Annotated in this window: 18 protein-coding genes and 2 tRNA genes; 7 read left to right on the top strand and 13 right to left on the bottom strand. The window is 68.2% G+C overall.

The features are described 5' to 3' along the window. Positions 1 to 24: 24 nt before the first annotated feature. The 8 genes from ACZ3I4_RS27550 to gyrB all read right to left on the bottom strand — a co-directional run bounded on the left by ACZ3I4_RS27550 (position 25) and on the right by gyrB (position 7,532). On the bottom strand, positions 25 to 561 hold the full coding sequence (locus tag ACZ3I4_RS27550) for a helix-turn-helix domain-containing protein (protein WP_465385060.1): 537 nt from the start codon (positions 559 to 561) through the stop codon (positions 25 to 27). A 52-nt stretch (positions 562 to 613) separates the two neighbouring features. Next, positions 614 to 1,213 carry a DUF6461 domain-containing protein gene (locus ACZ3I4_RS27545; RefSeq protein ID WP_465384909.1) on the bottom strand — a complete coding sequence of 200 codons (600 nt, stop codon included), beginning with the start codon at positions 1,211 to 1,213 and terminating at the stop codon, positions 614 to 616. A gap of 255 nt (positions 1,214 to 1,468) precedes the next feature. After that, a tRNA-Ala gene (locus tag ACZ3I4_RS27540) sits at positions 1,469 to 1,541 on the bottom strand. 15 nt (positions 1,542 to 1,556) lie between these two features. After that, positions 1,557 to 1,685 (bottom strand): DLW-39 family protein, encoded by a 129-nt coding sequence (locus ACZ3I4_RS27535; protein ID WP_465385059.1) that lies wholly within the window; start codon positions 1,683 to 1,685, stop codon positions 1,557 to 1,559. Between the two features lie 222 nt (positions 1,686 to 1,907). Then, positions 1,908 to 1,981, bottom strand: a tRNA-Ile gene (locus tag ACZ3I4_RS27530). A gap of 80 nt (positions 1,982 to 2,061) precedes the next feature. After that, positions 2,062 to 2,955, bottom strand: coding sequence for a DUF3566 domain-containing protein (locus tag ACZ3I4_RS27525; protein WP_465384908.1), 894 nt, complete (start codon positions 2,953 to 2,955; stop codon positions 2,062 to 2,064). 3 nt (positions 2,956 to 2,958) lie between these two features. Then, positions 2,959 to 5,466 (bottom strand): DNA gyrase subunit A, encoded by a 2,508-nt coding sequence (gyrA, locus tag ACZ3I4_RS27520; RefSeq protein WP_465384907.1) that lies wholly within the window; start codon positions 5,464 to 5,466, stop codon positions 2,959 to 2,961. 116 nt (positions 5,467 to 5,582) lie between these two features. Continuing rightward, positions 5,583 to 7,532, bottom strand: a complete 1,950-nt coding sequence (gyrB, locus tag ACZ3I4_RS27515) for a DNA topoisomerase (ATP-hydrolyzing) subunit B (RefSeq protein ID WP_465384906.1) — start codon at positions 7,530 to 7,532, stop codon at positions 5,583 to 5,585. A 561-nt stretch (positions 7,533 to 8,093) separates the two neighbouring features. Here gyrB and ACZ3I4_RS27510 point away from each other — a divergent pair. After that, positions 8,094 to 8,660, top strand: a complete 567-nt coding sequence (locus ACZ3I4_RS27510) for a hypothetical protein (protein WP_465384905.1) — start codon at positions 8,094 to 8,096, stop codon at positions 8,658 to 8,660. 164 nt (positions 8,661 to 8,824) lie between these two features. On the opposite strand, the gene ACZ3I4_RS27505 is transcribed toward ACZ3I4_RS27510, so the two are convergent. The 5 genes from ACZ3I4_RS27505 to dnaA form a co-directional block, all read right to left on the bottom strand. Next, positions 8,825 to 9,466 carry a DciA family protein gene (locus tag ACZ3I4_RS27505; RefSeq protein ID WP_465385058.1) on the bottom strand — a complete coding sequence of 214 codons (642 nt, stop codon included), beginning with the start codon at positions 9,464 to 9,466 and terminating at the stop codon, positions 8,825 to 8,827. A 211-nt stretch (positions 9,467 to 9,677) separates the two neighbouring features. Then, positions 9,678 to 10,805: a DNA replication/repair protein RecF gene (gene recF / locus ACZ3I4_RS27500; RefSeq protein WP_465384904.1), complete on the bottom strand. Its 1,128-nt coding sequence runs from the start codon at positions 10,803 to 10,805 to the stop codon at positions 9,678 to 9,680. Positions 10,806 to 10,812: 7 nt separating this feature from the next. Next, positions 10,813 to 11,685 carry a phosphogluconate dehydrogenase (NAD(+)-dependent, decarboxylating) gene (gnd, locus tag ACZ3I4_RS27495; protein WP_465384903.1) on the bottom strand — a complete coding sequence of 291 codons (873 nt, stop codon included), beginning with the start codon at positions 11,683 to 11,685 and terminating at the stop codon, positions 10,813 to 10,815. A gap of 120 nt (positions 11,686 to 11,805) precedes the next feature. Then, positions 11,806 to 12,939: a DNA polymerase III subunit beta gene (gene dnaN, locus ACZ3I4_RS27490; protein WP_465384902.1), complete on the bottom strand. Its 1,134-nt coding sequence runs from the start codon at positions 12,937 to 12,939 to the stop codon at positions 11,806 to 11,808. Between the two features lie 2,776 nt (positions 12,940 to 15,715). Next, positions 15,716 to 17,494, bottom strand: a complete 1,779-nt coding sequence (dnaA, locus tag ACZ3I4_RS27485) for a chromosomal replication initiator protein DnaA (RefSeq protein WP_465384901.1) — start codon at positions 17,492 to 17,494, stop codon at positions 15,716 to 15,718. 651 nt (positions 17,495 to 18,145) lie between these two features. Here dnaA and rpmH point away from each other — a divergent pair. The 6 genes from rpmH (at position 18,146) to rsmG (ending at position 21,638) form a co-directional block, all read left to right on the top strand. Then, the gene (gene rpmH, locus ACZ3I4_RS27480; protein ID WP_111650962.1) at positions 18,146 to 18,283 is read left to right on the top strand and encodes a 50S ribosomal protein L34; all 138 of its coding nucleotides are present in this window, start codon (positions 18,146 to 18,148) and stop codon (positions 18,281 to 18,283) included. Between the two features lie 35 nt (positions 18,284 to 18,318). Continuing rightward, positions 18,319 to 18,675, top strand: a complete 357-nt coding sequence (gene rnpA, locus ACZ3I4_RS27475) for a ribonuclease P protein component (RefSeq protein ID WP_465384900.1) — start codon at positions 18,319 to 18,321, stop codon at positions 18,673 to 18,675. Continuing rightward, entirely contained in the window at positions 18,672 to 18,929 is a 258-nt protein-coding gene (gene yidD, locus ACZ3I4_RS27470) for a membrane protein insertion efficiency factor YidD (protein ID WP_465384899.1), read from the top strand. The genes rnpA and yidD overlap by 4 nt, the downstream gene beginning before the upstream one ends. After that, positions 18,930 to 19,970 (top strand): membrane protein insertase YidC, encoded by a 1,041-nt coding sequence (gene yidC / locus ACZ3I4_RS27465; protein ID WP_465384898.1) that lies wholly within the window; start codon positions 18,930 to 18,932, stop codon positions 19,968 to 19,970. It begins immediately after the preceding gene. 143 nt (positions 19,971 to 20,113) lie between these two features. Next, positions 20,114 to 20,665, top strand: coding sequence for a Jag family protein (locus ACZ3I4_RS27460; RefSeq protein ID WP_465384897.1), 552 nt, complete (start codon positions 20,114 to 20,116; stop codon positions 20,663 to 20,665). Positions 20,666 to 20,927: 262 nt separating this feature from the next. Then, entirely contained in the window at positions 20,928 to 21,638 is a 711-nt protein-coding gene (gene rsmG / locus ACZ3I4_RS27455; RefSeq protein WP_465384896.1) for a 16S rRNA (guanine(527)-N(7))-methyltransferase RsmG, read from the top strand. Positions 21,639 to 22,496: the final 858 nt, after the last annotated feature.

Below are 22,496 nucleotides of genomic sequence, written 5' to 3'. Positions count from 1 at the left end.
TTGTGATCGACGAGACACGGGCGGTCAGACCGCGCGCATGACCCGCTCGAGGCTGTCCATCCGCATGGGCCGGGCCAGGTCGTGGCGGCTTTCGGCCAGCGCGTCCAGCACGGCGCGACGCTCTCTTTCGGACAGTACGCCCGCGAAGGGCGAGGCGGAACGCAGCCGGATCGCGTATTGCGCCGGGGAGGTGAGCGCGTCGAGCACCGCCGCCGGGTCGCCGGCCAGCAGCACCTCCCACCGGTCGAGCCAGGCCCATTCGCTGCCGCCGGGGTGCAGGCGTCGCAGCCGGCGAATGTTGATCTCGGCGGTGGCCAGCACCGCGGCCGGCTGGGCGGTGAGCCGGGCGGCGATGGCCTGGTGCAGCCACAGCTGCTCGAGTTCGAGGCGGGTCAGCACCGGGTGGATCAGCGCCTCCACGTCGGCGCGGCGCACCCTCCGATGCGTGCCGAGGCTGACGTACGGGAGCAGGCCTCGGGCGCAGAGGTCCAGCACTCGCCTCCGCGGGAACCTCAGCAGGATCGCGGCTTCACCAATGGTGAGCAGGTCGCCCGTGCGCATCGTCACATGTGGATGTTGGCGTGGCGACGCCCGGCTTGCAACAACCGAACGGCTATTGACTCTTTCGCTGACCGGTTGGTACCTCGCTGAACAGATACGTCCGATCTTGCAGCAATTCCAGGCTGAGCCGTACGCCGGTAAGCCGCTCGGCCAGCGCAAACGCCGCCGCCGTGGAATCGCCGGACCCCCCGATTCCGGCCTCCGAAACGGTGCTCGCCAGCGAGGCCGCCCGCACTCCTGTACGCCGTTCGGGCGAGGCCGGATCGAGGTCGAGCTGCACGGCCCGGTCGTCCATCAGCAGGAACCGCCCGCTGCCGTCGGCCGCCCGATACAGGCAGATCATCGTGGTTCCGTCCGACAGCGACCGCAGCAGTTCGTCGGCCCGGCCGAGCCCGCCGTTGTCCTCGATGATCAGCGTCCAGTCGTCGTCGAGCCGCGTGACCCCGACGTAGTACTTCTCGATGGCCCCGCGCTGCCCGTCGCCGGCCCCCACCATCTGCTGCCACCCGATGCGCTCGAGTTCCTTGGCTTCCATCCGCTCGAGCACCTGATTCGTCCGCAGCCCCCGCACCCAGACAAAGCAGAAACCTTTGCGCAGATCAGCCACTTCTTCGAACCACGCATAGTCGCCGGCCACCGCATCCCGGACCACGGCAACCTCAGACGGCGACAGCGACCGAGCCGGCGCCGACGAGGACGCGGCAGTAGTCGGCGGCGCACCCGTCCGGGACCCACACCCCGCCAGCATCCCGCCGGCCACCAGAGTCAACAAAGCCCGCCGTCGCACCGAGCCAGTAGATCAAACCCCCGCCACCTCTGTGACCCCGGACCCAATCGCCCCCGGCCAGGTCCGCATAGGACACAAAAAATCCCCCCGGCAACCCGGAGGGATTCGCAAAAGTATCGGTGGAGCCCAGGGGACTTGAACCCCTAACCCCCGCCTTGCAAAGGCGGTGCTCTGCCAGTTGAGCTAGGGCCCCCAGGCACCCGCCCGCTTACCGCAGGTCAGGCGCCGTGGTCGCCTCATGCCAAAGGGCCCGCTCATCGCTGGACGCCTTGACCCTCTTGAAGATAAGGGCAGCCGCCCCCACCACACCAGCCACAATCAGGAGCTTCTTAACCACAACAACCCCCAGACCCCGACGCAACCAAAGCAGCCGCACCAGTAGATCCTAGATTTTGACCCAGACCCCGATGTGGCCGAAGGCCACGAGCAACGCCCCACCGCAACCGGCTCGCCCAGAGCGGGCACCGTAACGCGGGGTTTCCGGGGGCTCGGCCCCCGGAGCAGATATGACGAGCGGCCCAGGTCCGCGGTGTGTGCGGACATGGGCCGCCGCTGCTCGTGGGGCTAGCTGGAATCGAACCAGCGACCTCAGAGTTATCAGCTCTGCGCTCTAACCGACTGAGCTATAGCCCCTCAAGTGCGACACCGAAGGTTACCGCACAGGGCTGGGAGCCACCAAAACGGGGGTGGCTCCCGAACCCTGTACGCGTCGTTCAGTCCCGCTCGGCCAGGGTCAGCTCGACCCCGCCCACCAGGTCGGCGCAAACGTTGTAGATGAACGCGCCCAGCGTCGCCAGCGCGGTGAACAGCACCACGTTGACCGCGCCGATCAGCATCGACGTGCCGATCACACCCCACGCGGTGATCTGGAAGCCGCCGCTGGAGCCGGAGTTCTCGCTGCCGGTGGCGGTCACCAGTTCCTTGAGGCTGGTGTTGACCTCGGTCCAGACGCCCATGGCGTCGAGCGCGAGGTAGAGCACCGAGGTGGCCACGACGACCACGATGAAGAGCACCACAGACACGGCGAACGAGAACTTCATCACGGACCAGGGGTCGATCCGCTTGAGGTTGAGCCGGGCCCGCCGGGGTCCGCGCGCCGCCGCCGACGTGACCGTGGACCGCGCCGACCGGACCGCCTCGGTGACCCGGGCCGCGCCGACCGCGGCCGAGCCGGTGGCCGCGCCTGGGCCGGCTGGTCCGCCGGCCGGACGGGCCGCCTTGGCCGCGCTGCCGGTGTCACCGCCGGGCCGCTGCTGCGGGCCCGTGGTGGTGCCGGGCTTGCTGGCTGCCGACGGCACGCTGACCCGGCCGGAGCTGCTGCCGGGGGCGGCGCCCTTGCCCTTGGTGACGGTGGGCACGCTGGCCGAACCCTTCACGGCCCCTCCGGGCCGCTTCGAGTCGGGGCCGTCCTGGTCGGTGGACGGTTCACCGGGCGGCGGGGCCATCCCCGGCGCCCTGGTGAACTTCGGCGGGGACGGGGCTTCGGCGGGGGCCGCCGCACGAGCCGCGGCTTCGCGTCCGTTCGGGGCGGCGCCGTCCTTCTTGGCCGCCTCGTTCGGAGTCGCTGAGCCTCCCGTGGCCCCCGACTTCGCCTGTGTCTCCGGCATCAACTAGTCCTGTTCGTCAGGCTCGTCGGCATTGCGAGCAAGCGCCACGATGGTTACACCTTCAGGGAGGTCCATCAGCTTGACCCCCATTGTGTTCCGATCCCGCGTGCGCCGTACAGGCTTCACGGGAGTCCGGATGACACCACCATTGCTGGTGATGGCAAATAGTTCATCCTCCGGGTCGATCACGAGTGCGCCCACCAGTCCACCACGACGTTCCGTGATCTTGGCGGTGAGCACGCCCTTGCCGCCCCGGCCCTGCACGGGATACTCCTCGATCGGCGTCCGCTTCGCATACCCACCGTTGGTGGCTACCAACACATCCAAACCCTCCCGCACCACTTCCATGGCCAGGAGTTCGTCGCTGCCGCTGAACCGCATGCCGATGACACCCGAGGTGGCCCGGCCCATAGGACGCAGCGCCTCGTCGGTTGCGTTGAATCGGATCGCCTGAGCGTTCTTGGAGACGAGCAGCAGATCGTTCTCCGGTGCCGCCAGCGTCGCGCCCACCAACTCGTCGTCCTCCCGCAGGTTGATGGCGATGATGCCACCGCTGCGGTTGGAGTCAAATTCCTCGAGCCGGGTCTTCTTCACGAGACCATTCTTGGTGGCGAGCACAAGGTACGGCTCCACCTGGTAATTCGGGATCTGGATGACCTGGGCGATGTGCTCGTCGGGCTGGAACGCGAGCAGGTTCGCGACGTGCTGTCCCTTGGCCACGCGGGCCGCCTCGGGAAGCTCGTACGCCTTGGCCCGGTACACCCGGCCCTTGTTCGTGAAGAACAGGATCCAGTCGTGCGTGGAGATCACGAAGAAGTGCGAGACGATGTCGTCCTGCCGCAGCGTGGCGCCGCTGACGCCCTTGCCGCCGCGCCTCTGCGAGCGGTAGAGGTCGACCTTCGTCCGCTTCGCATAACCGGTCCGTGTGATCGTCACCACAACGTCCTCGCGCGTGATGAGATCCTCCATCGAGACCTCACCGTCGAACGGGATGATCTGCGTGCGCCGCTCGTCGCCGTACTTCTGCACGATCTCGCCGAGTTCGTCGGAGACGATCGCCCGCTGCCGCTCGGGCTTGGCCAGGATGTCCTTGAGGTCGGCGATCTCGATCTCGATCTTCGCCAGCTCGTCGACGATCCGCTGCCGTTCGAGGGCGGCCAGCCGGCGCAACTGCATGTCGAGGATGGCGCCGGCCTGCACCTCGTCGATGTCGAGCAGGTTGATCAGGCCGGTGCGGGCGTCGTCGACGGTCGGCGAGCGCCGGATCAGGGCGATGACCTCGTCGAGCGCGTCGAGCGCCTTGACCAGACCGCGCAGGATGTGTGCGCGCTCCTCGGCCTTCCGCAGGCGGAAGGCCGTACGCCTGCGGATGACCTCCATCTGATGGTCGACGTAGTAGCGGATGAACTGGGCGAGGTTGAGCGTGCGCGGCACGCCGTCGACCAGCGCCAGCATGTTCGCGCCGAACGTCTCCTGCAGCTGGGTGTGCTTGTAGAGGTTGTTGAGCACCACCTTGGCCACGGCGTCCCGCTTGAGGACCAGGATCAGCCGCATTCCCGTACGTCCGGAGGACTCGTCCCGGATGTCGGCGATGCCGGTGAGCTTGCCCTCCTTGACCAGCTCGGCCACGCGTTCGGCCAGGTTGTCCGGGTTGACCTGGTAGGGCAGCTCGGTGACGACCAGCTGCGGCCGGCCGCGCGAGTCCTCCTCCATCTCGACCACGGCGCGCATGCGGATCGAGCCGCGGCCGGTGCGGTACGCGTCCTGGATCGCCTGCTGACCCACGATCAGGCCGTAGGTCGGGAAGTCGGGGCCCTTGACGATCTCGAGCAGCGCCTCGAGCGTCTCGGGCTCGTCGGCCTCGGGGTGGTCGAGCACCCACTGCACGGCGGCCGCGATCTCGCGCAGGTTGTGCGGCGGGATCTTGGTGGCCATGCCGACCGCGATGCCCTCGGAGCCGTTGACCAGCAGGTTGGGGAAGCGCGCGGGCAGGATCGTCGGCTCCTGCGTACGCCCGTCGTAGTTGTCCTGCATGTCGACGGTGTCCTCGTCGATGTCCCGCAGCATCTCCATGGCGAGAGGCGAGAGCTTCGACTCGGTGTACCGCATGGCGGCCGGCGGGTCGTTACCCGGCGAGCCGAAGTTGCCGTTGCCGTCGATCAGCCGATAGCGCAGCGACCAGGGCTGGCCCATGCGCACCAGGGCGTCGTAGATCGACGAGTCGCCGTGCGGGTGGTAGTTGCCCATCACGTCGCCGACGACGCGGGCGCACTTGACGTAGCCGCGGTCGGGCCGGAAGCCCGAGTCGTACATCGCATAGAGGATCTTGCGGTGCACGGGCTTGAGACCGTCGCGGACGTCGGGCAGGGCGCGGCCCACGATCACGCTCATCGCGTAGTCGAGATACGACCGCTGCATCTCGACTTCGAGGCCGACGGGCTCGACCCGCTGGGCCACGCCGCCGATGTCCGGGGCCTCGTCGCCGTCGGGCGCTTCGGGAGTGTCAGTCACTGTTAACCCTTACTCAAGGTAAAACCAGACAGTTACGGCGAAACTACGCATCCTGCTGTGGATAACGCTGTGGAAAGCCCGGCAACGCTGTGGATACAGCGTCGCCGGGCGGCCATCTAGATGTCGAGGAACCGCACGTCCTTGGCGTTGCGCTGGATGAACGAGCGCCTCGCTTCGACGTCCTCACCCATCAGCACGCTGAAGAGCTCGTCGGCCACGGCGGCATCGTCGAGCGTCACTTGGCGTAGCGTCCGGGTGGCCGGGTCCATCGTCGTGTCCCACAGCTCCTGGAAGTTCATCTCGCCGAGACCCTTGAACCGCTGGATGTCGTCCGGCTTCGCGTTCGCCTTCTTCTGCTGACGCAGGGCGATCAGCCCGTCGCGCTCGCGGTCGGAGTACGCGTACTGCGCGTCGTCGCCACGCTTGTTCCACTTGATCTTGTAGAGCGGCGGGGCGGCCAGATAGACGTGGCCCATCTCGACCAGCGGCCGCATGAAGCGGAACAGCAGGGTGAGCAGCAACGTCTGGATGTGCTGGCCGTCGACGTCGGCGTCGGCCATCAGCACGACCTTGTGGTAGCGCAGCTTGGCGGCGTCGAAGTCCTCGTGGATGCCGGTGCCGAGCGCGGTGATCAGCGCCTGGACCTCATTGTTCTTGAGCACCCGGTCGATCCGGGCCTTCTCCACGTTCAAGATCTTGCCGCGGATCGGCAGGATGGCCTGGATGCGGCTGTTGCGACCCTGCTTGGCCGAACCACCGGCCGAGTCACCCTCGACGATGAACAGCTCCGACTCCCGCGGGTCGGTCGACTGGCAGTCGGCCAGCTTGCCCGGCATCGAGCCCGACTCGAGCAGCGACTTGCGCCGGGCCAGCTTGCGCGCCTGCTGCGCGGCGATGCGGGCCCGGGCCGCCTGGTCGGCCTTGGTGATGATCTGCTTGGCCTCGGCCGGGTTGCGGTCGAACCAGTCGGCGAGCTGCTCGTTCGCGACCTTCTGGACGAAGCTCTTCATGTCGGTGTTGCCGAGCTTGGTCTTGGTCTGACCCTCGAACTGCGGGTTGGCCAGGGTGACCGAGATGATCGCGGCCAGACCCTCGCGGATGTCCTCGCCGGAGAGGTTCTGGTCGCCCTTGAGCAGCTTCTTGTCCTTGCCGTACCGGTTGACGACACCGGTCAGCGCGGCCCGGAAGCCCTCCTCGTGCGTGCCACCCTCGTGGGTGTTGATGCGGTTGGCGAAGGTGTAGACCGACTCGCCGTACGACTCGTTCCACTGCATCGCGACCTCGACCGCCATGCGGGCCTCGTTGTCCTCGGCCTGGAACTCGACCACCGTCTTGTGGATCGGGCTCTTGGTGGCGTTGAGGTGGCGCACGAAGTCGGCGATGCCGCCGGCGTACATGAAGGTGACCTTGCGCGGCTCGCCGTTGTCGTCGGTCGACTCGGGCCGCAGATCGGTCAGCTTGATGGTGAGCCCGCGGTTGAGGAACGCCATCTCCTGCAGCCGGCGATAGATCGTCTGCCAGTCGAACTCGACCGTCTCGAAGATCGTCGGGTCGGGCCAGAACTGCACCATGGAGCCGGTGCCCTCGGTGGTCTCGCCCTTCTCGAGCGGCCCCGGCTTGGACGCCGTGTAGTGCTGGCGCCAGACATTGCCGGACTTCTGGATCTCGACGAACATCTTGCGGGAGAGCGCGTTCACGACCGACACGCCGACGCCGTGCAGACCGCCGGAGACCGCGTACGCCTTGCCGTCGAACTTGCCGCCGGCGTGCAGCACGGTCAGCGCGACCTCGACGCCCGGCTTCTTGAGCTTGGGGTGCAGGTCGACCGGGAAGCCACGGCCGTTGTCGGTGACCGAGACACCGCCGTCGGCCAGCAGAACCACGTCGATGGTGTCGCAGTAGCCGGCCAGCGCCTCGTCGACCGCGTTGTCGACGACCTCCCAGACGAGGTGGTGCAGACCGCGTTCGCCGGTGGAGCCGATGTACATGCCAGGACGCTTGCGTACCGCCTCCAGGCCCTCCAGCACGGTGATCGATTCAGCACCGTATTCCTTGTTCTCTGCCACCCTCGGCCACTTTCTCGTGATGAGGCCCGGACGGGCCCCCGCACGGGGTAAGCGGGCGCGCGGCGGGCGGCGGCACGCAAGGTGATCCACAGGCGACAACCCGCGGGGAGGAGCGAGCGGACCACCGGTGGAACCGTGCACGCCGGTCGCCGCGGCAGGCCCGCGGATCGTGATCGGCTGGAAAAACCGCGCAGCGTGACGACGCAAGTCCGTTTCGTCCTTGACAGGCCCGAACCGTGACCGTCACGCAGAGGTTTTCCCGGTCTCCATCGATTCTACTCCGCCGAATCGAGTTGGCGAGGGTACGGCACCCCTTCCGGGTGCCTGAGATTGCCACAGACGCGTCGAGGGTCGCTCCCGCGTCTCCCCCTACACGGAACGGGGGCCCCGCGCAATGGCAAGTGATCCGGCGGCCCGCCACCGGGGCGCGCCTTCCACCGGTCGCCGCCACGCACTGCGACACTGCCTCCCAGTGGCTGGGGTTTGTGTCGTAACCTCTGCCCGCGCGGGCCGGTAGTGGCCGGAAAGCCGCGACGCAGGTCGAGGAGGGGTGGCCCCCACATGGCGCACGACAAGGGGCTGGACAACGTCGCGGTCCACTGGCCGCGGACGAATCAGTACTACGACCCGGTGGCTCCCGCCGAGTTCGTCGACTTCGGGGCGATCGCCGACGCGCCCGAGATCGCCGCGCCCACCGGAGCGTTGGCGCTGCACATCGCCAAGACGGGCACGGTGCGCGCCACGGCGTACACGGAACTGGTTGATCTTCTGTTGGGTCTCGACGGCGTCCTCTATGCCACCGACGCCGCGGCCGAGGACGAGGACCCGGTGATCGACCCGGACGGCTGCGCCTGGATCGCCGGCGGTCTCGAGCGTTTCGTCGAAGGCCACGAAAGGCACGGCGACCTGGTCACCTTCGACACGGTGGCGCAGGTCATGCGGGACGCGGTCGCCGCCGGCCGGCTCGCCGAGCAGCAGCTCCGGTGGCTCGACCATCGCCTGTCCGCCCTGCGCGACGAAGCCGGCAACGCCCCGCACTGGACTTTCGCCCGCTCCGAGCTGGCGATCCTGGCCGGCTTCTACCGCCGCTGCGCCGAACGAGGGTTTGCCGTTTTTGCGGACTATTAAGAGCGTCCAGATCAAGGTCAAGGGCTGGAGGTCGTAGCGGGGTGGTGGGTACAGACCGTCGCTCACGCCGAGGGCCCGGGCGGGCCGAGCTGGCCGCTGACGCGTGACCCACCCGGGCGACCTGCGTAAATGGTGACGCCCAAAACCCGGTCGCCGGCGTTCGATCAGCCGTAGGTGTCGCGGGGGCCCCGGCCCTGCACGCGGCGGGGTCCCTTGGCCCACGACGGCGCGGCCGGGCCGTGGATGTTGAGCTTGGTGACGACGTTGTGGCCGACCTCGACCGCGATGCTGCGCAGCAGCTTGGCCGCGAGCATGCGCAGCTGGGTGGCCCAGGCGGTCGACTCGGCCTCGACGGTCAGCACACCGGCGTCCAGTTTGATCGGGCGGCTGTGCTTGGCAATGTCGGGACCGACGACCTTCTCCCAGGCGCCGAAGACCGTGGCCTCGGCCCGGGGGCGCTCCCAGCCGCGTGCCTTCATCAGCCGTTGCAGCATGTCGCCGAACAGGGCGGGGTCGCGCGGGTCGGGCCCGGGCCCCGAATAGCCGCGCAGCCGCTTGCCCGAGCCCTCACCCGAGCCGCCGGAGCGCCGCCGGGGGTTGCGCGCGGCCTCCCGGCGCTTCGCCAGGGCGGCATCGAGCACGGCCCGCGCCAACTGCGGCCCGGAGCCCTCAGCGCCCTCCTGAGCCTCCGAGACGGCCTCTCCCCCGGCGGGACCATGGTCGACTGCCGGGGAAGGCTCTGCGGGCTTCTCATCGCGATCTCGGGCGCCCTCGGCCGCGTACCAGCCGTCGTCGGCCGCGCCCAGCACCTCGCGGGCCAGACCGTCGGGGTCGTCCTGTGGATAAAACCGTTCCGCTGTGGACGGGGCGTCGGGGCGGTCACCGCGGGCGCGCGGCGGGCGCTGCTCGCGGACGAGGTCTTCGCGCAGACCGCGGGACAGGTCGGCGTTGCGCTCGCGGGCCAGGCCCTGGTGGCGTTCGCGCACGAGTTCGTCGTGACGCTCGCGGTCGTTGTCGCTAGGCACGGGTCACCGATCCGGTCGTCACGTCGAAGCGGGCGCCGCGCAGGGCGGCCGGCACGTCCTCGGGCACGGCACACGTCACCAGCAGCTGAGCGGCGTCGGACACCAGCGCGGCCAGCCGCTCGCGCCGCCCACCGTCGAGCTCGGCGAACACGTCGTCGAGCACCAGCACCGGCTCGATGCCGTCCGAACGCAGCAGATCGTACGCGGCCAGACGCAGCGCCAGCGCGAACGACCAGGACTCGCCGTGGCTGGCGTAACCCTTGGCCGGCAGGTCGCCCAGAGCCAGGGTCAGGTCGTCGCGGTGCGGGCCGACCAGGGTCGTGCCCCGCTCGATCTCGGCCGGGCGCCTCTCCTGCAGCGAGTCGAGAAGGGCCTGCTCGAGGGCCGGGCGGTCCGGCGTGAGGCCGTCGCCGAGCCGGGACGCGTACGCGATGGCCGCCGCGGTCCGGCCGGCCGCGACCGCGTCGTACGCCTTGGTCAGGTGCGGACCCAGGGACGCGGCAAGCTCGAGCCGGCCGGCCAGCAGCTCGGCGCCGTGATGGGCGAGGTGCTGATCCCAGACTGCGAGGGTGGAGAGATCCTGACCACGGTTGCCACCGACCTTGCGGGTCAGATACGCCGTACGCAACAGGGCGTTGCGCTGCTTGACGACGCGGTCGTAGTCGGAGCGCACACCGGCGTAGCGGGGCTGCCGGGCGACCAGGAGATCGTCGAGGTAGCGGCGCCGCTCGGACGGATCACCGCGTACGAGCTCCAGGTCCTCTGGGGCGAAGAGCACCATGCGCAGCGCGCCCAGCACCTCGCGGGGGCGGCGCACCGGCGAACGGTTGAGCCGGGCCCGGTTCGCCTTGCCGGGAACGATCTCGAGCTCGACGAGCAGCTCACGTCCCTCGTGGACGATCGCGCACCGGATCACGGCCGACGCCGCGCCCGCCCGCACCAGCGGAGCGTCGGTGGCCACCCGGTGACTGTCCAGAGTGGCCACATAACCCAGCGCTTCGATCAGGTTGGTCTTGCCCATGCCGTTCTGACCGACCAGCACGGACACGCCGGGCTCGAGATCAACCGCCACCCGCTCGTAGGAACGGAAGTCGGCCAGCTCGACCCGGCGTACGTACACGTGTGCCTCAGCGCTTGACGGCGTGGCCGCCGAACTGCTGACGGAGTGCCGCCACAGCCTTCATCGCGGGCGAGTCATCCTGACGCGACTCGAACCGGTTGAAGATCGAGGCAGCTAGGACGTGAGCGGGCACGGCGAGGCGGATCGCCTCGTCGACGGTCCAGCGGCCCTCGCCGGTGTCGTCGACGTAGCCCTTGAGGCCGGACAGCGTCGGGTCCTCGTCGAGCGCCCGGTCGAGCAGGTCGAGCAGCCACGACTTGACGACGGAACCCTCACGCCAGCTCTTGATCACGGCGGGCACGTTGTGGACGAGCTCGGACGCGATGAGGATCTCGTAACCCTCGCCGTACGCCTGCATCATCCCGTACTCGATGCCGTTGTGGATCATCTTGGCGTAGTGGCCGGCGCCGTGCGTGCCGGCGTGCGCGAAGCCGAACTCGCCGGCCGGCTTGAGCGCGTCGAAGATCGGCTGCACCTTGGCGACGTCCTCCGCGTCACCGCCGACCATCAGGGCGTACCCGTTGTCCTTGCCCCAGATGCCGCCGGAGACGCCGACGTCCAGGTACTTGATGCCCTTGGGCTTGAGGCGCTCGGCCCGCGGCCCGTCGTCGGTGAACTTGGAGTTGCCGCCGTCGACGATGATGTCGCCCGGCTCGAGCAGCCCGGCGAGCTCGGTGATGGCGTCTTCGGTGATCTGGCCGGCCGGGACCATGGTCCAGATGACTCGCGGAGCGGCGAGCTTCGAAACCAGTTCGGCCAGGTTGGCCACGTCGCTGTTCTCCGGGTGGTGGTCGTAGCCGACCACCTCGTGTCCGGCTGCGCGGATCCGGTCGCGCATGTTCCCACCCATTCGGCCGAGACCGATGAGGCCGAGCTGCATGGTGTCCCCCTAGATGAGCGTTGCTTTCCTGCCCGTTGAAGATTATTCAGGGCGTTGGAGACCAAAGCGGTGACATGTGGCAGATCGCCGGTCAAGGTAGGCCCTGAACAACCTTCAGTATCAGCGGGTTACCCGGATCGGCATGATCAGATAGCGGTAACCGGGCACGATTTCGCCGTTTTCGGATGCGGGGGAGATCACAGCGGGCTTGAATGCGTCGACGAACGAGAAGAGCGCGTTGGGGGCGCCGAGGTTCTGCAGACCGTCGATCAGGTACTGCGGGTTGAAGCCGATGGTCAGCGGCTCGCCGGTGAACGTGGCCTCCATGGCCTCGCTGGCCCGGGCCTCTTCGGTCCCACCGGCCTCGACGACCAGACCGTCCTCACTGAAGCTCAGCAGCACCGGGGTGGTGCGCTCGGCGACCAGCGCGACACGGCGGACGACCTCGACGAGGGCGGCCACACCGATCTGGGCCTGCGCGTTGCTGCTGGCCGGGAAGAGCGAGCGGACCGGCGGGTAGTTCGCGCCGTCGAGCAGCCGGCTCGTCGTGCGGCGGGTGCCACCGGCGAAACCGATCATGCCCTCGCCCGCATTGCCTTGAGCGAGCGCGAGCACGACGGAACCGCCGAGCGGGCCGAGGGTCTTGGCGGTGTCGTTGAGCGTCTTGGCCGGGACGAGCGCGTTGAGGCTGATCTCCGGGTCGTCCGGGTTCCACTCCATCTCGCGCATGGCCAGGCGGTAGCGGTCGGTGGCCAGCATCGCCATGCTCGACCCGTTGAGCTCGATGCGCACACCGGTCATCATCGGCAGCGTCTCGTCACGCCCGGCGGCGATGGCCACCTGGGCGACGGCGGCGGCGAAGGCGGCCGCGTCGACCGTGCCGGCGCTCGAGGGCATCTCGGGCAGGCTCGGGTAGTCCTCGACCGGCATCGTCGGCAGGGTGAAGCGGGCGCTGCCGCAGACCAGCTCGAGATGCGCCCCGACGGCGGCGATGTCCACCGGCTTGGCCGGCAGCGCCTTGGTGATCTCGGCGAGCAGCCGGCCGGACACGAGGGCGGCGCCGTCGGCGTCGGCCTGCACGTCGACGGTGACCTGGCTGGAGACCTCGTAGTCGAAGCCGGAGACCTGAAGGCGGCTGTCGGTGACGCGCAGCATGACGCCGGCGAGCACCGGCACCGACGGCCGGCTGGGCAGGCTCTTCGCCGTCCACGCCACGGCGTCGGCGAGTGCGTCTCGCTCCACCCGGAACTTCATGCTGTCCTCCGCGTCGCTTTCTGTCGGGGCGTCGTCGACCCCCACGAACCTTATTCGTCGAGCCGATCAGGGCCTAATCAGTGTCGTCCACCATGGTGACCGGCTGCGACCCGCCCCGGTGGGTCGCAGTGTGCCAGTCGTCGGGACCGAGGTTCCCGTACGCCGGTCGTGTCGCTCGGCAGTGCTCGTCAGTCGTCGGCTGACATCCGTCCTTCGTCGCGTCTTCAGTTGCTCGCTTGCCCCGTGGGTTGCTCTGGCCCATGACTTGCTCGGCTTCACGACGTGCTCGGTCTCATGGCTTGCTCGAGCTTCACGACTTGCTCGAGCTTCACGACTTGCTCGAGCTTCACGACTTGCTCGGTCTCATGACTTGCTCCGGGCTCGGGCTCATCGACCGCCTGAACCACCTCTGGACCTCGGTGAGCTCTTGAGGAGCCGGAGCACCGGCGAGCCGTCAGGCAACCATCCACAAGTTCCACAACGCCGTTGATTGCTTTTAGTTTTCTCCTAGAGAGATAACAGTCGTCTTCATCGGTCCTGTGCATAGTGTGGAGAACTCGAGTTTCTGCAGGTCACAGGGTTATCCACCGGTGATTCACATGTGGGCAACCAGGGTACAAACCCCCGTCCGCGTCCACAGGCACCGAGCCGAACGACGGTTGTCCACCGTTATCCACCGGCTATCCACCGGATATCCACGGGTTTTGTACCCAGGTCTGTGGACAACGTCGGTACGCCAACGGCCCGTCGTCCCCAGAGTCTTCAACAGGAAATCCACACGCGTCCACAGGCGGTGGAAACTCAGATGACTCTCTGTGTTTGTCCACATCGATTTCCCCAGGCCTTGTCCACATCTGTGGGGAGCGAAGCGACCCGTTGTCCACCGCTGGGGATAAACCCCTGTGAACGCCTGTGGATTGGTGTGGACAACGTTGGCACGAAGCCGTCTCGTCCCACCGTTGACAAACTACGGTTGGGGATGAGCGGCGTCGGGGGCGATCTCCGGGCGGAACAGCCGGCATTTCGGAGCCATCGACCGCCGGCCCCTGTGGAGAACTCCGCTTCGTGAGCACGGCCGTTACCCACAGCCTGTGGACAAATGCTGAGGAATTCGGAGAATTACCGCTTACGGGCGACCGCTGACCCTGTGGATAACCTCCCGGCACCTGGGGACAACGCTCCGCTCAGCTCTTGTCACGGCGAGCGAAACCCGCAGCTCTGACCGCCGGTCCCGACACAGAACGGCCGCCCCCGCCAAGCCCCGCTGTTCGTCTGTGGACAACCGAGCCGGCCCACCCCCAGGCCGGCTGCACACAGCCCGCGACAGAACCTCGGGCCCCTGGCACGAAGCTCTTTCCACAGTTGTCCACAGCCTTCTGACCAGGCGGTTCGAGGTCGTGCAACGGCATAGTCGGCGGTTATACACAGCCTGTCCGGCCTCCAGTTCGATGAGCCCGCAGCTGTGCACAGGGCCGTCACGGCCGACTCGACAGCCCCGGAATCGCGAGCCGTTGGTCGTGCACAGCCCCCGGCATCCCTCGCTCTCGCAGCGGCCCAGTTCGCCGAGCTGCCGGTTGTGTACAACGCCGGGCCCGGTTGCGTCGGCAGCTGCCTAGCGCGTGGAGCGGCCGATTGTGCACAACGCCCGGGCCCGGTTGAACCGGCAGCTGCCTAGCGCGTGGAGCGGGTGCTTGTGCGCACCGCCTGGTCAGCCAGCTCATACGGCGGCCGAGTTGTTGAGCTGCCGGGTGTGGACAACGTCGGGCCGGCTTGCGCCAGCAACTGCTCGCTGGCGGTTGTGCACAACGTTCCAGCGTTGGCGACGAGACTGGCCCGGATGGCGAGCCGGACTTATCCACAGCGTTCGACACTGTCGTGCTGGCAGGGGCCTAGTTCGTGCGGCTGCTGGCTGACCGCGGGCACCTACCGCCGGACTTCTTCCCCGGTCCGCCGCACGCCTGGTCGACGCCCGGGTGACGTGACATCGCCGGCCGACGTGCGGGCGGTTGTGCCTAACGTCTACTCCGTCGGGTCCGCAGCCGCGTAGTTCCTTGAGCCGACGGACAACGTCGTTGACGACGAGGGCCACATCGAGGTTGCCTGTGGGATTGACGCCGACGGTGACGCCCGACGTTCGGTCCACACGTGTCCGGAGCCGCGCAGTTCGTTTAGCCGACGTCGTTGACGACTAGGGCAACTCGAGGTTGCCTGGGGGCTTGAGGCCGGCGGCTACTCCCGACGTTCAGGCCATTTGTGCCCTGAGCTGCCTGTTCGTCGAGCCGACGGCTGTGGATAACGTTCGGTGCTGTCGTACGCGGAGCTGCGAGCAGCGCAGTGGCGCCCACGATCATCACGGGCCGGTCTGTACTCGACCTCGGCGGGCCGCCAGTTGTACACAGGCCCCGTCCTGCCGGTGACGAACTCGGTAAACCGCCGCCCACGTCGCGACGGGCGCGGCTAAGCCTGTTCCGGCCTCGGGGTTTGCGCTGAACAGATCAGCGACCGTCGCCGTTGGAGCTGCGGCTGTGTCTGGACTTCACGAGCATCGGACCGCCGGCGAGGCCGCATCGCCGTGAGGGTTGTGGACAACTCGGGTACGAGCGGCGTCGAGTCATGAGTTGTGTGCGGTTGGCAATGCCCGGAGGTGGGCCGGCCGCGGCTGTGGGGCCGGGCCGCCGGAAGCGGGGAACGGCCCGGAGTACGACGGCCCGGTTCCCAGCGGCGGGAACGGGCCGGGTGCGGTTGTCAGCTACGCACCCGCGTACTGGAAAAGGCTCTAGGTGTTCTGTTTGATGCGGTTGGTCAGTTCGGCGATCTGGTTGTAAAGGGAGCGCCGCTCGGCCATGTGCTGGCGGATCTTGCGGTCGGCGTGCATGACCGTGGTGTGGTCGCGGCCGCCGAAAGCCTGGCCGATTCGTGGGAGGGAGAGTTCGGTGAGTTCGCGGCAGAGATACATGGCGACCTGGCGGGCATTGACGAGCACGCGCGAGCGGGAATGGCCGCGCAGGTCCTCGAGGGAGACGCCGAAATAGTCGGCCGTGGAGACCATGATCTGGTCGGCGGTGATTTCCGGGCCGGCGCCGTCGGGCATGAAGTCGCGCAGCACCTCTTCGGCCAGCGAAAGCTGCACCGGGGAACGCGTGAGGCTGGCGAAGGCGGTGACCCGGATGAGGGCGCCCTCGAGTTCGCGGATCGAGTTGGAGACACGCGACGCGATGAATTCGAGGACGTCGTCGGGCGCGTACATGCGCTCCTGCGCGGCCTTCTTCTGGAGGATCGCGATACGCGTCTCGAGGTCGGGCGGCTGGATGTCGGCCAGCAGGCCCCACTCGAAGCGGGTGCGCATGCGGTCTTCCAAAGTGGCCAGTTGGCGCGGCGAGCGGTCCGAGCTGATGACGATCTGCTTGTTCGCGTTGTGCAGGGTGTTGAAGGTGTGGAAGAACTCTTCCTGCGTCCGCTCGCGATTTTCCAGGAATTGGATGTCGTCGATCAGCAGGATGTCGACGTCCCGGTAACGCCGCTGGAATGCCTGGGTCTTGTCGTCGCGCAGGCTGTTGATGAAGTCGTTGGTGAATTCCTCGGTGGAGACGTAACGGACACTTCGCGCATGACCGAGGGTGGTCGCGTAGTGGCCGATCGCATGCAGCAGATGCGTCTTGCCGAGGCCGGAACTGCCATAAATGAACAGCGGGTTGTACGCCTTCGCAGGCGACTCGGCCACGGCGACGGAAGCGGCATGCGCGAAGCGGTTGGACGAGCCGATGACGAACGTCTCGAACATGTACTTCGGGTTGAGGCGATTGCCGTCGTTGGTGCCGCGCGGATTGCTCGACGGGCGGATGTCGTGCGGCGAGCGCCCGGGGCCGTTGTCGCCGCCGCGCATCTGCAGGGTGTCGTCGCGCGGGTCGCTGCCGCCGCCGTAGGGCGACTGGTGCTCGTCGGTGCGGCGCTGGTTGTCCCGCAACTGGGACTGATCGGATGCCATCCGATGCACCGGCGCATCGTTGGATTCATTCTTTTCAGTGACATGCGCCACTGGAGCGCCGCCGCGGCTCATCGGGGCCGGCGACGGGGGCATCGGGTCGCCGAAGAGCGCCTCCTGGCCACCGCGCGCGGCCGGAACGTTCCGGGGATAGCTGGAGCGCTGCGCCGAGCCGGGAGGAAAGGAGTCGTAGGGCGGCGGTTCGGGCTGGCGGGGCGCCTCGGCGTAGTGCCGGGGCTGCGACTCGGCGGCCTCGTCGGGCGGCGGTTCGACCGGGGTGCCATAGACGGTGCCGGGCAGACCGGTGCCGTCCTCCGGAGGCTTGACCGTTACCGCGACCTGTATGGGGCGGTTCAGCCGCCGGCTCAGCGTCTCGGTGATCGCGGGGCGCAGGCGCGACTCGATGACATCGCGCGTGAAGGCGTCGGGCACGGCCAGCAGCGCGGTGTCCTCGACAATGGCGCGCAGCTGCGTCAGCTGCAGATAGGCACGCTGCTGACGCGACGAGATCTCGTCGGCCAGTTCATCCAGCGTCGCCTTCCACACACCGCCCAGGTCGACCTGATCGGCCACCGCCGCGCCACCCCCATCGCCACCGACCCCCGGTGGACCTTGTCCGGCACATCGCCTTGCCGCCGTCACCCTCCCGGCGTTCGACAGCTCCCCCAACTCAGCACCACATTTAACGTGCTGAAGACGCTCGGCGCCACCGGCTGTCCACAGGTTATCCACAACCTGTGCACCGCTCGGCGGACGTTCCCCGGCCGGATGGTCGGTAGACGATCCGGAGCCTGTACGGCGCGGTTGTACAGGCTCACCGCCTTCCCCGGACCGTCACGGCCACACCGAAGTGCGGATCCCGCCGAGATTTTCCGAGGTTCACCGAGGCGAACGATTTACCTGCTTGTCGGGTTTTGGCCGACTCGTCGTGGTATGCGGGCAGCGCTGATGACCAGCAAACGGGCACGCTAACAGCGATCTCGCCGAAGCATCAACTCTGCCATCGGCCGGCAAGCGCCCGACTGCGGGAAAAGATTCACTACCTGTGTAGAAAGACCGTCCAGGTGACCGGGCTATCGTCAAGACGGCGTGCCGGGACAGGATATGGTTGACCGGCGTGGTCGCCCTGCGTAGGGTCGAGCGGTTGCTCCGCCGCGCTCTGCTAAAGTGGCGTCTTGCAGCTTTGATGCCCCCCTGGACGTTGTAGGAAGACGGAGTTTTGACGTGAGCAAGCGCACCTACCAGCCGAACAACCGCCGGCGTGCCAAGACCCACGGCTTCCGGCTGCGCATGCGCACCCGTGCCGGTCGCGCCATCCTGTCCTCCCGCCGCACTAAGGGCCGCGACAAGCTGTCGGCCTGAGCCGGCTGCTGTCGGGCCGGAATGCCCAGGTAGTCGTGCTGGCCGCGGCCCAGCGACTGCGGCGTAGCGCCGACTTCGCCGCAGCAATTCGCGGCGGTCGACGAGTCGGCCGGGGCACGGTTGTCGTTCATCTGCTTCTCGAGGAGCCGGTGCAAGCCTCCACGGCGCGCGCCGGCTTCGTCGTATCCAAAGCCGTCGGCAACGCCGTGATCCGTAATCAGGTCAAGCGTCGTCTTCGGCATCTGGTGCGCCCGGTGCTCGGCGAGCTGCCCGACGGTTCGATGCTGGTCGTCCGGGCCCTTCCCGCCGCGGCCGACGCCTCGTACGCCACTCTCGGCACCGACCTGGAGGCCGCGGTCGCGTCGGCTCGCAAGCCCCGGCGGCCGCGATGAGCCTGCTTGCCCGTGTGCTGACCGCGATGGTGGTCGCGTACCGTCGTTATCTGAGTCCGGTGCTGCCGGCCCGCTGTCGGTTCTATCCCTCGTGCAGCGCGTACGCCCTGGAGGCGCTGACGCGTCACGGCGCTGTGAAGGGGACAGCTCTGACGGTCTGGCGGCTCCTGCGCTGCCACCCCTTCCACCCTGGCGGGTACGACCCGGTACCTGACCCGATCCGTCACCGTCCTGCCGATGTGACTGGAGCCTGAATGAGTCTCGACTGGATCTACTACGCCATTTCGTGGATCCTTCTGCGCTGGCATGCCCTCTGGGACTTCATCGGCGTGCCCGACGGCCGGTTCATCGGCTCGAACTGGTCCTGGATCCTGGCGATCGTCTTCCTCGTGGTGACGGTCCGGGTCATCCTCTTCCCCGTCTTCGTCAAGCAGATCAAGAGCCAGCGGGCCATGCAGGCGCTGCAGCCCAAGGTCAAGGAGCTGCAGGAGAAGCACAAGGGTGACCGGGAGACGCTCCAGAAAGAAATGATGGAGCTGTACCGGACGGAGAAGGCCAACCCCCTCATGGGCTGCCTTCCGATGTTCCTGCAGATTCCCGTCTTCCTCGGCCTCTTTCACACACTGCGCCGCCTCAACCCCGACAACCAGGGCAAGACCCTGTACGGGTGGACCGTCGAGCAGTTCGAGAGTGCCACCCACGCGTCGCTGTTCACCGCGCCGCTCGCGGGCAAGTTCGGCTCCACCGCCGAAGAACTCAACGCGCTGCAGGCCAACGGCACCACGGTCAAGATCATCGCCGGCATCCTGGTGCTGGTCATGATGGCGACGACGTACCTGACCAGCCGTCAGATGATCCTCAAGACCGGCTGGGCCGAGGACCCGCAGCAGAAGATGATCCAGCGCCTGATGCTCTACGGCATCCCGGCCTCGCTGCTCATCTCCGGCGCGCTCTTCCCCATCGGTGTGATCATCTACTGGGTCACGAACAACCTGTTCACCCTGGGCCAGCAGCAGTGGGTGCTGCGCAAGTTCCCGCCGCCGCCGATGGCCGGCCGGGCCGGTTCGTCGCCGGCCCGCCCGTCCGGCCCGCCGGTCAAGAAGCCCGCAGCCGGCGGCAACGCCCCCAAGAGCCCGGTGCAGTCCGGCCGCAGCGGTGGCCTGTTCGGCCGTAACAAGCCGGCCCCCGAGCCGGAGACGCCGGTGATCGACACCAAGGCGCTCGCCCCCAAGCCCGGTGCCAAACCGGTGAATCCCAAGCGGGGCGGCCGACCGGCGAGCAAACCCAAGGGATGATCGCGGCTCGGGTGTCGTCATTGCTATGCGGCGCCCGAGCGCTCCCCTTGCCTATACCTCCCCCCGGCCCGGCACACCGCTCCCGGCGCCGAGGGAAACAGCGGACCGCGCAGGTCCGGACCGATTAATACGGAGATGAGACCGTGACCGACACCGACACGCCCGAATCGTCAGTCTCCGACGAGGCATCGTCCACGCCGGAGGAGACGAAGGCGTCCGAGAGCGTCGCCTCCGACGGCGACCTGTTCCGCCAAAGCGAGATCGCCGCCGACTACATCGAGGGCCTGCTCGACATCCTCGACTACGACGGCGACATCGACGAGCTCGTGTCGGCGGGCCGCCCGATGGTCGAGGTGGTCGGTGGCCGGCTGCAGCCGCTGGTCGGCCAGCGGGGCGCCACGCTCGAGGCGCTGCAGGAACTGACCCGCCTGGCGATCTTCCGGCAGACCGGTTCGCCCTCGCGCCTGCTGCTCGACATCGGCGGCTACCGGGCGTCGCGCCGCAAGGAGCTGGCCGCGGTTGCCCGCAACGCGGTCGAGAAGGTCAAGGAGCACGGCGACCCCGTACGCCTCGAGCCGATGTCGGCGTTCGAGCGTAAGTGCGTGCACGACGTGGTCAACGCGATCACCGGCGTACAGAGCGAGTCGGAGGGCGTCGAGCCCAACCGTCGCATCGTGGTGCGCGCGGCGGACTGACATGACCAACCCACGCCACGGCGCGGGAGACGCCGGCCCGGGTGAGGAATCGCCCGGGCCGCAGTCTTTTCCAACCCGTCGTCCCGTACGTCGTCCGATCGCCTTTCCGGGCAAGGCGCGATCCGCTGGTCGTCCGTCTCCGGCAGCGCCGCCCGCTTCTGCCGAGCCCTTCGTCCCGCCCGCATCTGCACTTTCTGACCCGCCGGTTGCCCCAACGGTGGACTCCGGTGCCGACGCGGAGCCCCCAGCCGAGATCGCGGACGTGGCGGTCGAGGTTTTCGGGGACCGCTTCGGGCTGGCGGTGGACTATGCGCGCCTTCTCGTCACCGACGGCGTGGTGCGCGGACTGATCGGGCCTCGGGAGGCGCCCCGCATCTGGGACCGTCACCTGGTCAATTGCGCCGTGCTGTCCGAGATGATCCCTATCGGCGCTTCGGTGGTCGATGTCGGTTCTGGTGCCGGTTTGCCCGGTATCGTGCTGGCAGTGGCCCGGCCGGATCTACGCATCACCCTGGTCGAACCACTGGCACGACGCACCGCGTTCCTGTCGGAGGCGGTGACCGCACTCGGCCTCGAGTCGACCGTCACGGTCGTCCGGGGCCGCGCCGAGGACGTCGTCGACGGACCCCCCGCCGGCGCCGATGTCGTCACGGCGCGGGCGGTCGCCCCGCTCGATCGGTTGGCCGGTTGGTGCCTGCCGCTGGCCCGGGTCGGCGGAAGGCTCCTGGCGCTCAAGGGCGCCTCGGCCGCCGAGGAAGCGGCGGAGCATCGGAGTGCGGTGGCTGCCCTGGGCGGCTCCGAACCGGTTCTCCGGCTGTGTGGCGAGGGTCTGATCGACCCGCCCACGACAGTGCTCGAAGTCGTCGTGCTGTCGAGGCCGAAGCCGTCCACCCGGGCGGCCGGCCCGGGACGCGACACGGCCGGACGGCCGGGCAGGCGCGCTCCCGGGCGAGGAGGATCGCGGAGGGGTTAGATGTCGAGGCGGGGCGCGCGAAAGCGGAACGCAAGAGCAAGGCGTCCCGACCAGGGCACCCCGGGCGGTGGTCCTCGTCCCGCCCTCGACAGCCCATCTCCCGGCGACGCCGGCAGTGTGACGATGCCTCGCTTCCAGTCGGAGGCGGACGGCCGGCCGGCAGGTGCTGGGGCGGCCGACCGAAGCGCGAGCGCTACGGATGGCACGCGTTCCTCTGTCGGTGAGCCGAATTCGAATGCTTCCGAGGCGGCCGGTCGTGAGCCACGGGCGCGTGAGGATCGGGTTCGGCATCGGGGCGCTGAGGGCGAAGGCGGAACGCTCGCTCGCTCCGGTGCGCGCCAGGCCGGAAGGCGCGACGCCCGGTCGTCACCTGTCGCTGATGTCCGCTCTCCCGTTTCGGGCGATGATCCCCGGCTACGTGACGCTGAGCCTTCTCATCCGGGCGAGTCTCGGTCCTCTCGCTTGCAGGACACCCGCGATGCTCAGTCGTCCCGCGTGCCCGATGCTCAGCCGTCCCCGCTGCGAGGCGATGTGCGAGACGCTCGGCCGTCCGCGGTCCACCTCGTCCGTGACGCTCAGCCCTCCGACGTACGCGATGCTCAGGCGTCTCCCGTGCACAAGTTCCACGGCGCTCAACTGTCCGCGGTGAACGACGTCTACGGCGCTCAGCCCTTCCGCGCGCACGACGCTCAGGTGTCTCGACTCGACGATGCCGACGACTCTCAACCCTCGGGCGACGCTCGTTCCTTCCTGGTGCCGGGCGATGGCGATTCTCGGCCTGCCTACCCGGGCGACGATGGTCCTTCGCGCCTGCACGACCCGCGTGATTTTCGACCGGGGGTGATGCGTGACCCTGAT

The sequence above is a fragment of the Actinoplanes sp. NPDC021490 genome (genome assembly GCF_055562135.1).
This window is presented reverse-complemented; position numbering and strand designations above follow the sequence as displayed.